Raw genomic sequence first — 10,339 nt, 5'->3', positions numbered from 1 at the left:
GACGTGCCGGGCGAAGCCGCCGCGGACCGTTCGCGGCCGCCTGCCGACGCGGACGGTCCGCACGGCCCTGAGCGGGCGCAGTCGACCGGCGCGGACGGAACGCCGCTGCCGGCCGGCGCCGGCGTGTCACGGCGGTTGTTCGTGTCGCGGATCGTCGGCGGCGCGGCGGCCGCCGCCGCGCTGGGAACCGTCGGCCACGGCACGTACGGCGTGCTCCGCGGCCCCCGCGTCAAGCGCGTCACCGTCCCACTCGCCAAGCTGCCGCGTGCCGCCCACGGCTTCCGTGTCGCCGTCGTCAGCGACATCCACCTGGGGCCGATTCTCGGCCGCTCCCACACGCAGCGCATCGTCGACTCGATCAACGCCACCCAGCCCGACCTCGTCGCCGTCGTCGGTGACCTCGTCGACGGCTCGGTCGCCGATCTCGGGTCCGCGGCCGAGCCGCTCGCGCAGCTCCGCTCCCGCCACGGCTCGTTCTTCGTCACCGGCAACCACGAGTACTTCTCAGGGGCCGACGAATGGGTCGACCACGTCCGTGAACTCGGTCTGCGTCCGCTGCGCAACGAGCGCGTCGAGATCTCCCGCGGGTTCGACCTCGCAGGCGTCGACGACGTGGCAGGAGAGAACGAGGGCCGGGGCCCCGACTTCGTGCGGGCCCTCGGCGACCGCGACCGTGCCCGCGCCGCCGTGCTCCTGGCGCACCAGCCGGTCGTCGTCCACGACGCCGTAGAGCACGGCGTCGACCTGCAGCTGTCCGGTCACACCCACGGCGGGCAGCTCTGGCCCGGCAACATGCTGGCCGAGCTGGCCAACCCCACCGTGGCCGGTCTGGAACGCTACGGCGACACGCAGCTGTACGTGACCCGTGGCGCGGGCGCGTGGGGCCCGCCGGTGCGGGTGGGTGCGCCGTCCGACATCACCGTCGTGGAGCTCGCCTCCCGTCAGGCGTAGAAGCCTTGACGATCGGTCTCCCCCCGGGCGCCGCCGGCCGGGCGTCAGGTCTTCTTGCGGGCGGCCGCGGTCTGCGCCATGCCGGGCAGGAAGTCCGTGAACAGCTCGTGCACTTCATGGACGAGCGGACGCAGCACCCGGAAGCGCGCGAGCGCCACGCCCCGGGCGGTCAGCCGCGCTCCCCGCTGGGCCAGACGCCTGCTGCGTCGGCTGTTCTCCGAGCGGTCGAAGACCCAGTACAGGACCAGGCCCATCTGGGAGAGCCACATCAACTCCGGGAGCACCTCCCGCAGTTCCTCCGCCACTTTCGACTTCGATCCGGCCAGCACTTCCCGGTGGACGTCGATGGCGGCCTCACGGGCGTGTTCCGACTCGGGGGAGAAGGGGCTGAGCGGGCTCTCCGGGTCGGCTGCGTTCTTGAAGAACTGGGCCGCGAACTCGTGGTACGGCGCGGCGATGTCGAGCCACGCGGTGAGCACGCCGGCCAGCCGGGACTCGAGGTCGGTCTCCTTGTCCAGTACGGGCCGCACCGCCGCCTGGTGCTCGGCGGCGATCCGGTCGTAGAAGCCCTGGACGAGGTGTTCCTTGGAGCCGAAGTAGTAGTAGGCGTTCCCTACCGAGACCCCGGCCTCCTTGGCGATGGCCCGCATCGTCGTCTTGTCGTAACCGCGCTCCTGGAAGAGCCGGAGCGCGGTCTCGAGGATGAGCGTGCGGGTCTGCTCGCTCTTGGGAGCCTTCGCTTCGGTAGGGGCGTTCGCTTCAGTCACGGTGCCCGAGCCTAGTCGGGTACCGAGCACCGGTCGCCGCAGGGAGCTGCCCCCGCACTCCGGTGGACCCCGTCGGCCTCCGCGCCCCCGTGGTCCCCTGCGGCTTCCGCGTCCCCGGCGGCTCCCGCCCCGGCCCCCGCACCCGTCGCCTCCCGGTACTTGGCCGCGGCCAGCATCGAGACGCGTACGAACGGGGCGCCGGCCGGAGTGGCGAGCCAGTGGGCCTTGGCCCGGTGTTCGGCCAGGGCCCAGAGGCAGACGATCCACGCGGCCCGGCCCGAGTAGATCTGGCCCCCGTCGCCGATGACGGTGATCTCCCGCTCGGTCCTCGCGTGGTCGAGAGACGGGTACGCGCGCCGTGCCGTGGCCGACCCCGCGGGAACCAGGTGCAGCGGCACGAGCTGCTGCTGCCGCAGCAGCCAGTGCCGCAGGTGTACGCACAGGGAGCAGTCGGCGTCGTACAGGACCGTCAGGGACCGGACCGCGTTGCCCATCGGTGTCACGCTCCGGCGGGGCCGCCGGCGGGGGCGGTCCACGGGCCCGGGGACCGCCGCGTCCAGCCCTGCGGATCGACCGGCGGCGTCTGCTCGCGTTCCATCACCCGGCGGCGGCGGATCTTGTTGAGCACGTAGACGTTGCCGAGGTGCATGACGCCGAGGACGAGCAGCACGACTCCGATCTTGACCGACAGCGCCTCGAAAAGGCCGCGGGTCTCGGTGATCTCGTCGGCGGACTTGAGGTAGAGCGCGATGAAGCCCAGGTTGACGAGGTAGAAGCCGACCACCAGCAGGTGGTTCACGGCGTCCGCGAGCTTCTCGTCCCCCTTCAGCACATCGGCGAGGAAGATCCGGCCGTTCTTGCTGAGCGTCCGGGCGACCCAGGCGGTGAGCCCGACGCTGATCAGCAGATAGGCGATGTACGCGACAACAGTGAGGTCCATGCCCCACCCTCCCCTTGAACATGTTCAAAAGCTGGCGGTCCTGACTGTAGACCTGTCTTTGAACATGTTCAAGTAAGGGCCGGGCCGGGAGCGGCGCGACCATGAAAGGCCCGGGAGTGGTGCGACGGAAAGTGCCGGGAGCGGCGCGACGGAGAGTGCCGGGAGCGGCGCGGAGGAAAAGGAAGAGCGCCGAGAGTGGCCTGGCCGTAACCTCGGCCGGATGACGCTCTCTTACGACGAGGCCGGCGAAGGCCCTCCGGTCGTCCTGCTCCACTCCTCCGTGTGCGACCGGCGGATGTGGGACGCGCAGTTCCACGCGCCGGCGGACGCCGGGCACCGCGTGGTGTGCTGCGACTCCGGGGCTACGGTGCGACGCCGGTGGCCGACCGCCCCTGTACGGACGCCGGCGACGTTCTCGCGCTGATGGACAGCCTCGGCATCGGACGGGCCGCCCTGGTCGGGTCCTCGTTCGGCGGCCGGGTCGCCCTGCTGGCGGCCGCCGCCGCCCCGCGGCGGGTGACCGCGCTGGCGCTGCTGTGTGCCGCCCCGCTCCCCGGGCAGGAGCAGAGCGCCGAACTGGCCGCCTTCGACGCCCGCGAGGACGCCCTCTTCGAGGCGGGCGACCTGGCGGGCGCGGCGCACTGAACACGGCCACCTGGCTCGGCCTGAACGCCGGTGCCCCGCCCGGCCGGACTACATGCTGCTCAGCGAGCGCGCGTAGTTGATCTGCCCCATCACCATCTGGAACGTCTCCGGGCGGTGGGCGGGGATCATCGTCGAGTGGTGCCTGCCGCCGCTGGTCACCGTCACCTGGATGAAGCCCGTGGTCGTCTTCTCCTTCATCAGCAGGAACAGCAGGCCCAGCAGGCAGAAGATGAAGAAGACGATCGCGAGCACGATCGCGTGCGTCGGGATCTTCTCCTCGGTGCGCGACATGTCCGTCGCGTTCCACACGGCGCCCTTCAGCGGCATCGTGCCGGCCGGGGTGACGATGGAGTCACCCGTCACGGTGATGTCCCCGATCGCCACCAGCGGTTGCCCGCCCATCGCCATCGGCGGCGTCATCGGCACCGGGACGCCGGCCGGCTGGGTCTGCGTGTAGGGCGGGGTCTGATCGTGGGGGTATCCGTAGCCCGGCGCGGCGGCGGGGTAGCCGTAGGCGGGCGTACCGGGCGGCTGGGTCGGGCCCCACTCGTACTCGGGCTCCCCGTCCTTGTACGGATTGGGCGTCGTCATGTTCTCGTCCCCGCTTTCCCACTGCCTCGGATCAGACGTCCCCCGATCCTGCCAGGTCCGCCCGGGTCGGTGAAGCCCGTACGGCCGTACGGGCAGGGCCCCGGCTCCCTTGCGGGAGCCGGGGCCCTTGACGCCGTGTCACACGAGGGACTCCGGTGTCAGTAGCGACGCGTGATCAGCGCGCGCTTCACTTCCTGGATCGCCTTGGTGACCTCGATACCGCGCGGGCAGGCGTCCGTGCAGTTGAACGTGGTGCGGCAACGCCACACGCCGTCCTTGTCGTTGAGGATCTCCAGGCGCTGCTCCCCGGCCTCGTCACGCGAGTCGAAGATGAAGCGGTGCGCGTTGACGATCGCCGCCGGGCCGAAGTACTGGCCGTCGTTCCAGAACACCGGGCACGAGGACGTGCACGCGGCGCACAGGATGCACTTGGTGGTGTCGTCGAAGCGCTCGCGGTCCTCGGCGGACTGCAGACGCTCACGCGTCGGCTCGTTGCCCTTGGTGATGAGGAACGGCATCACGTCGCGGTACGCCTGGAAGAACGGCTCCATGTCCACGACCAGGTCCTTGAGGACCGTCAGGCCCTTTATGGCCTCGACCGTGATGGGCTTCTCCGGGTTGATGTCCTTGATCAGCGTCTTGCAGGCGAGCCTGTTCTTGCCGTTGATCCGCATCGCGTCGGAGCCGCAGATGCCGTGCGCGCAGGAGCGCCGGAAGGTGAGCGTGCCGTCGACGTCCCACTTGATCTTGTGGAGGGCGTCGAGGACGCGCTCCTTGGGGTCGATCTCGATCTGGAAGTCCTCCCAGACCGCGTGCTCCGACACCTCGGGGTTGAAGCGGCGGATCCGGAAGGTGGCGGTGATGTACGGGGAGTCGGCGAAGCCGGCTTCCCGCTTCTCCAGGGTCGGGGTAGCCATCAGTACTTACGCTCCATCGGCTGGTAGCGGGTCTGGACGACCGGCTTGTAGTCGAGACGGACCGACTGGGAGCCGTCGTCGCCCACCTCGCGGTACGCCATGGTGTGGCGCATGAAGTTGACGTCGTCGCGGTTCGGGAAGTCCTCGCGGTAGTGACCGCCGCGGGACTCCTTGCGGGCGAGCGCGGAGACGGCCATGACCTCGGCCAGGTCGAGCAGGTTGCCCAGCTCGATGGCCTCCAGCAGGTCCGTGTTGAACCGCCTGCCCTTGTCCTGGATGGACACGTTGAGGTAGCGCTCGCGCAGCTCGGCGATCTTCTCGACCGCGGTCTTGATCGTCTGCTCGGTGCGGAACACCATCACGTTGGCGTCCATCGTCTCCTGGAGCTCCTTGCGGAGGACGGAGACCCGCTCGGACCCGGTGGAGCTGCGCAGCCGCTCGACCTGCTCGGTGACGAACGACGCCGGGTCCTCCGGGAGGTCGACGTAGTCGGCCTTGACCGAGTAGTCGGCGGCGGCGATACCGGCGCGCTTGCCGAAGACGTTGATGTCCAGGAGCGAATTGGTGCCGAGGCGGTTGGCGCCGTGCACGGAGACGCAGGCGACCTCGCCGGCGGCGTACAGGCCGGGCACGACGGTGGTGTTGTCCAGGAGGACCTCACCCTCGACGTTGGTCGGGATGCCGCCCATGGCGTAGTGCGCGGTCGGCTGGATCGGGATCGGGTCCGTGTAGGGCTCGATACCGAGGTACGTACGCGCGAACTCGGTGATGTCCGGGAGCTTGGCGTCCAGCTGCTCCGGCGGCAGGTGGGTCAGGTCCAGGTAGACGTGGTCGCCCTCGGGGCCGCAGCCGCGGCCCTCGCGGATCTCCGTGTAGATGGAGCGGGAGACGACGTCACGGGACGCGAGGTCCTTCATGACCGGCGCGTACTTCTCCATGAAGCGCTCGCCGTCCTTGTTGCGGAGGATGCCGCCCTCACCGCGGGCGCCCTCCGTCAGCAGGATGCCCATGCGCCAGATGCCCGTCGGGTGGAACTGGAAGAACTCCATGTCCTCCAGCGGCAGACCGCGGCGGTAGCAGGCGGCCTGGCCGTCACCGGTCAGGGTGTGCGCGTTGGAGGTCACCTTGAAGAACTTGCCGGTACCGCCGGACGCGTAGATCACGGCCTTCGCCTGGAAGACGTGGATCTCGCCGGTGGCCAGCTCGTAGGCGACCACACCGGCCGACTTCTTGACGCCGTCGACCTCGGTGATCAGCTGGTCCAGGACGTAGAACTCGTTGAAGAACTCCACGCCCTCCTTGACGCAGTTCTGGTACAGCGTCTGGAGGATCATGTGCCCGGTGCGGTCCGCGGCGTAGCAGGACCGGCGGACCGGTGCCTCGCCGTGGTTGCGGGAGTGGCCGCCGAAGCGGCGCTGGTCGATGGTGCCGTCCGGGGTCCGGTTGAACGGCAGGCCCATCTTCTCCAGGTCGAGGACGGCGTCGATGGCCTCCTTCGCCAGGATCTCGGCGGCGTCCTGGTCGACCAGGTAGTCACCGCCCTTGACCGTGTCGAAGGTGTGCCACTCCCAGTTGTCCTCCTCCACGTTGGCCAGCGCGGCGGCCATGCCGCCCTGCGCCGCGCCCGTGTGGGAGCGGGTGGGGTAGAGCTTCGTCAGCACGGCGGTGCGGCTGCGCTTCGTCGACTCGATGGCGGCGCGCATACCGGCGCCGCCGGCCCCGACGATGACGGTGTCGTACTTGTGGATCTTCATGAGTGGATTACCTCAGCCCCGTGCCTAGCGGATGTTCGGGTCGAAGGTGAAGATCACCAGCGTGCCCAGAAGGATGGTGAACACCGTGGCGGTGTACAGCAGGCCCTTGAGCCACAGGCGCGTGTTCGGACGCTCCGCGTAGTCGTTGATGACCGTGCGGAGGCCGTTGGCGCCGTGCAGCATGGCCAGCCACAGCATCAGCAGGTCCCAGGTCTGCCAGAACGGGGACGCCCAGCGGCCCGCCACGAAGGCGAAGCCGATCTTGGAGACGCCGCCGTCGAGCACCAGCTGGATCAGCAGGTGGCCGATGACCAGGACGACGAGGACCACACCGGACAGGCGCATGAACAGCCATGCGGCCATCTCGAAGTTGCCGCGGGTCGAACGCGGGGTCTTCTTGGTGCGCTTGCGCGGCGCCTCGATGACCGGAGCCGGGTTGTCCACGTCGTAGACGTGAGAGCCCTCGACGGGACCGACGGCGGAAGTGGTGTCAGCGGACATTTCTGGCCTCAGCTCCCGAAGACTTCGCGGACGGCATGGCCGAGCACGGGGTAAAGGGCGCCCACCATCAGTACGAACCAGACGGCCATCACGGACCAGAGCATCTGCTTCTGGTAGCGCGGACCCTTGGACCAGAAGTCCACGGCGATGACGCGCAGGCCGTTGAGCGCGTGGAAGAGGATCGCGGCGACGAGGCCGTATTCCAGCAGCGCGACGATCGGCGTCTTGTAGGTGGCGACGACCTGGTCGTACGCCTCAGGAGAGACGCGGACGAGAGCGGTGTCCAGTACGTGTACGAACAGGAAGAAGAAGATGAGGACGCCGGTGACTCGATGAGCCACCCAGGACCACATTCCTTCCCGGCCGCGGTACAGCGTTCCAGCCGGCACGGAAGAACCCTCCGGGAGCGGGGATTGGGGCCATGCCGGCTTGTGGGTGTCGGTCTGGCCCGGCCGGGTACGGTCCACCGGCCCCGGCCATCGTAGCGACGTGTTGTCGGTTCGTTCGCCCGGGGTCCACCAGTGTGATCAAACAGGCAATCAATCAGCCTCGGACGGACCAATCGCCGGGGGGTCGGTACTACCCGGTGACGGTGCCCGCGACGCCGGTCTCCGGATGGTCGGCCACGGCGTGCGCCAGCCTGGAGCGGACGAGGGCCCGCAGTTCCTCGGCCGAAATCGCCCGCTCCTCGTCCGGCTCGTGGGAGAGTCTGCTCCGGATTCCGGTCAGGACCTGGTCCAGGTACTCGTCGCGCCGGTAGGTGTCGAGGCAGATGACGAACGCGTGTCCGAACTTACTCTCGTAGGCCGCGTGCGCGGCGGCGAGCGCCGTGTGGGCGGCCTGCGGGGCGCTCGGCGGCAGTCCGGTGGACGACTCGCAGGCCAGCACCGCGTGGACGTCGGCGGGGCTGAGGTCGTATCCGGCCTCGTCGCAGCCGGCGAGAAGGGACTCGAGGTCGGGGTAGGGCCGGTGCGCCACCACGCGGCGGGCCCAGCGGCGGCTGCCGCAGCAGGCGAGGACGATCGCCTCCGCGGCGTCGGCCGGGGCGCTGTTGAAGTGCTCGATCCCCGGCTCCGCGCGACGCTGGGACGGTACGGCGGACGAGGCGGCGCTCCGGGTGTGGTGGAGTGTCGGCGGTCGCTTCGGGAGGCCGGCGTGGGATTCGCTGGTCAGCGGGGGCTCCTCGAAGGGCAGCGGGGCGGTAGGGAAGGAAGAGAAGGGTGTGTCGTAACGGTATCGATCGGGACGCGAAACTGTCCGACGGGTGCGCGAATTTCACCCGGACGGGAGAGTTTGAGCAGAGGTAACGGGCGTTGAAGGGGGTGCTTGTACGGGGTTTCACCACTTATGGGAGGTATCAGACCAATGTGGCTCTCACGCAGGATCCGTCTCGCCGGTGTGGCAACCGTCTCTGCCGCAGTCTTCTCCTTGACGCTGGCGGGCTGCTCCGACGAAGGCGCCCCCGGCCCCGGCAGCCCGCCACCGGACCGGGCGGGAACCACGTCGAAGGCCGCGGCCCCGAGCCCGAGCCCCACCCGTACCCATCCGGTCTCCGAGGAACCCGCCACCATCCCCTCCGTCCGCTCCCACCAGGCCGCCCGCGGCCCCGGGTGGAGCCGGACCGCCGACAGCGGCGTCGTCGTCGCCAAGGGCAGCGAGGCCCTGTCCGACGAGGGCAGGCTGCTCGCCCAGGAGCTGAAGCTCACCTACCGCGGCGCGGTCGCCGCCGGTGCCGGCGACGTGGAACTGGCCCTCGCCGGGGACGGCGCCGCCGAGTCGTACACGCTGACCACCAGCGGCGGACGGGTACGGATAACGGGGCCGGACGAGGCCGGGGTCTTCTACGGCACCCGCACCCTGAAGCAGGCGGTGCGCTCGGGCGGCTCGATGCCCGAGGGCGTCGTACGCGACCGGCCCGACCGCCCCCAGCGCGGACTCAACCTCGACATCGCGCGCAAGCACTTCACCGCCGAGTGGATCGAGGACCGGCTGCGTGAGATGGCCGACCTCAAGCTCAACCAGCTCGGCCTGCACTTCTCCGACGACCAGGCATTCCGCATCCAGTCCGACTCGCACCCCGAGGTGGTCTCCGAGCAGCACCTCACCAAGGACGAGGTCCGCCGGATCCTGGCGCTCGCCGACCGCCTCCACATCACGGTCTTCGGCGAGATCGACTCCCCGGGACACCTGGGCGCCGTGCTGCGGGCGCATCCGCAGCTCCAGCTCCGCAACACCCAGGGAACGCCCAGGCGGGGCGCCATCGACATCTCCCAGCCCGACGCGGCCCGCATCATCGACGACCTGCTGCGGGAGTACACGGCGCTCTTCCCCGGCGCCTGGTTCCACGTCGGCGCCGACGAGTACCAGGCGCTCACCGTGAGCAATCCGGCCGCGTCCTATCCGCAGCTGGCCCGCGCCGCCGTCCAGAAGTACGGCGCCGGGGCCACCATCGAGGACCTCGCGGAAGGCTGGCTGAACGACCGGGCGGAGGTCGTCCGCGAAGCCGGGAAGACGCCCAAGGCATGGAACGACGGCTTCTTCGGCGGCGGCGAGGTCACCGTCGACAAGGGCATCGAGGTCGAGTACTGGACCGGCAAGGAGATCGGGGCGCGCCCGCCGGTGGAGTACCTGGCCGAGGGCCGGCGGGTGGTGAACCTCAACGACGAGTTCCTCTACTACGTACTCGGCGAACCCAACCAGTTCACCTACCCCACGGGCCGCCGCATCTACGAGCAGTGGACGCCGCTGGTGCTGCGCGGCACCCGGGCGGTGCCGGAGAAGTACTCGGCCCAGATCCTGGGCGGCCGCTTCGCCGTCTGGTGCGACCTGGCGAACGCCCAGACCCAGGACCAGGTCGCGGCCGGTATCCGCCGCCCGCTGCAGGCGACGGCCCAGAAGCTGTGGGACCCGCGGCAGCCGGAGCGCAGCTGGCAGTCGTTCGACCAGCTCGCGCGGGAGCTGGGCTGACCCGCGCGTGGGTCACCGCCCGGCCGCCCGGCCGCCCGGCCGTCCGGCCATGCGCTCGGCCGACCGTCTTGCCGTGCGCTCTGCACGGCATGTGGGCGGCGGTGGGGCCGGAGGCGGCCTGTGGCGGCCAGGGTCTTCCGCTACGTCGGGTGCCGAGCGTGACGGCTCCGATTCACGTGCGGTCGCGGCCGGGCCATCGCGGGTGGCACGCCTGACCTGGCTGTTCGCTGTGGACGCCGGGCGTCGGCGGGACGTAGGGTCCACGGGCGGCCGCCGCCGAGCGGTGTCGCGCTCATCGTGACGCCC

General features: G+C 70.1%; 12 protein-coding genes. 3 read left to right on the top strand and 9 right to left on the bottom strand.

Annotated features, from left to right (window positions below; genetic code table 11):
* The coding region (locus AB0903_RS31470) for a metallophosphoesterase (RefSeq protein ID WP_366708149.1) at positions 1-951 on the top strand (951 nt) is incomplete at its 5' end.
* A gap of 44 nt (positions 952-995) precedes the next feature.
* On the opposite strand, the gene AB0903_RS31465 is transcribed toward AB0903_RS31470, so the two are convergent.
* The 3 genes from AB0903_RS31465 to AB0903_RS31455 are packed head-to-tail and all read right to left on the bottom strand — an operon-like array spanning position 996 to position 2,658.
* Positions 996-1,718, bottom strand: coding sequence for a TetR family transcriptional regulator (locus tag AB0903_RS31465; RefSeq protein WP_366708148.1), 723 nt, complete (start codon positions 1,716-1,718; stop codon positions 996-998).
* An 11-nt stretch (positions 1,719-1,729) separates the two neighbouring features.
* Positions 1,730-2,212: a DCC1-like thiol-disulfide oxidoreductase family protein gene (locus AB0903_RS31460; protein ID WP_366708147.1), complete on the bottom strand. Its 483-nt coding sequence runs from the start codon at positions 2,210-2,212 to the stop codon at positions 1,730-1,732.
* Positions 2,213-2,217: 5 nt separating this feature from the next.
* Positions 2,218-2,658, bottom strand: a complete 441-nt coding sequence (locus tag AB0903_RS31455) for a hypothetical protein (protein WP_366708146.1) — start codon at positions 2,656-2,658, stop codon at positions 2,218-2,220.
* Between the two features lie 378 nt (positions 2,659-3,036).
* Between AB0903_RS31455 and AB0903_RS31450 the strand changes: the two genes are divergently transcribed.
* Complete coding sequence (locus AB0903_RS31450) at positions 3,037-3,303, top strand: alpha/beta fold hydrolase (protein ID WP_366708145.1); 267 nt, start codon at positions 3,037-3,039, stop codon at positions 3,301-3,303.
* Positions 3,304-3,351: 48 nt separating this feature from the next.
* Here the strand turns inward: AB0903_RS31450 and AB0903_RS31445 are convergent, their stop codons facing one another.
* From AB0903_RS31445 to AB0903_RS31420, 6 genes are all read right to left on the bottom strand, one after another.
* Positions 3,352-3,894: a hypothetical protein gene (locus AB0903_RS31445; RefSeq protein WP_366708144.1), complete on the bottom strand. Its 543-nt coding sequence runs from the start codon at positions 3,892-3,894 to the stop codon at positions 3,352-3,354.
* 158 nt (positions 3,895-4,052) lie between these two features.
* Positions 4,053-4,811 carry a succinate dehydrogenase iron-sulfur subunit gene (locus AB0903_RS31440; RefSeq protein WP_366708143.1) on the bottom strand — a complete coding sequence of 253 codons (759 nt, stop codon included), beginning with the start codon at positions 4,809-4,811 and terminating at the stop codon, positions 4,053-4,055.
* Positions 4,811-6,565: a succinate dehydrogenase flavoprotein subunit gene (gene sdhA / locus AB0903_RS31435; RefSeq protein ID WP_366708142.1), complete on the bottom strand. Its 1,755-nt coding sequence runs from the start codon at positions 6,563-6,565 to the stop codon at positions 4,811-4,813. The genes AB0903_RS31440 and sdhA overlap by 1 nt, the downstream gene beginning before the upstream one ends.
* 24 nt (positions 6,566-6,589) lie before the next feature.
* Complete coding sequence (locus AB0903_RS31430) at positions 6,590-7,066, bottom strand: succinate dehydrogenase hydrophobic membrane anchor subunit (RefSeq protein WP_366708141.1); 477 nt, start codon at positions 7,064-7,066, stop codon at positions 6,590-6,592.
* Positions 7,067-7,074: 8 nt separating this feature from the next.
* Entirely contained in the window at positions 7,075-7,455 is a 381-nt protein-coding gene (gene sdhC / locus AB0903_RS31425; protein WP_366708140.1) for a succinate dehydrogenase, cytochrome b556 subunit, read from the bottom strand.
* Between the two features lie 190 nt (positions 7,456-7,645).
* On the bottom strand, positions 7,646-8,239 hold the full coding sequence (locus AB0903_RS31420) for a 2-oxo-4-hydroxy-4-carboxy-5-ureidoimidazoline decarboxylase (protein WP_366708152.1): 594 nt from the start codon (positions 8,237-8,239) through the stop codon (positions 7,646-7,648).
* A gap of 192 nt (positions 8,240-8,431) precedes the next feature.
* Between AB0903_RS31420 and AB0903_RS31415 the strand changes: the two genes are divergently transcribed.
* Entirely contained in the window at positions 8,432-10,033 is a 1,602-nt protein-coding gene (locus tag AB0903_RS31415; protein WP_366708139.1) for a glycoside hydrolase family 20 protein, read from the top strand.
* The last annotated feature ends 306 nt before the right edge of the window (positions 10,034-10,339 follow it).

The organism is Streptomyces sp. NPDC048389 (assembly GCF_040706335.1).
GTDB lineage: Bacteria > Actinomycetota > Actinomycetes > Streptomycetales > Streptomycetaceae > Streptomyces.
The sequence above is the reverse complement of the archived record's forward strand: the minus strand, read 5'-3'. Positions and strand labels throughout refer to the sequence as shown.

Coding starts and splice junctions, on each gene's coding strand:
- AB0903_RS31460 (WP_366708147.1), bottom strand. CDS start 2,212: ATGGGCAACGCGGTCCGGTCCCTGACGGTCCTGTACGACGCCGACTGC.
- AB0903_RS31455 (WP_366708146.1), bottom strand. CDS start 2,658: ATGGACCTCACTGTTGTCGCGTACATCGCCTATCTGCTGATCAGCGTC.
- AB0903_RS31445 (WP_366708144.1), bottom strand. CDS start 3,894: ATGACGACGCCCAATCCGTACAAGGACGGGGAGCCCGAGTACGAGTGG.
- AB0903_RS31440 (WP_366708143.1), bottom strand. CDS start 4,811: ATGGCTACCCCGACCCTGGAGAAGCGGGAAGCCGGCTTCGCCGACTCC.
- sdhA (WP_366708142.1), bottom strand. CDS start 6,565: ATGAAGATCCACAAGTACGACACCGTCATCGTCGGGGCCGGCGGCGCC.
- AB0903_RS31430 (WP_366708141.1), bottom strand. CDS start 7,066: ATGTCCGCTGACACCACTTCCGCCGTCGGTCCCGTCGAGGGCTCTCAC.
- AB0903_RS31415 (WP_366708139.1), top strand. CDS start 8,432: ATGTGGCTCTCACGCAGGATCCGTCTCGCCGGTGTGGCAACCGTCTCT.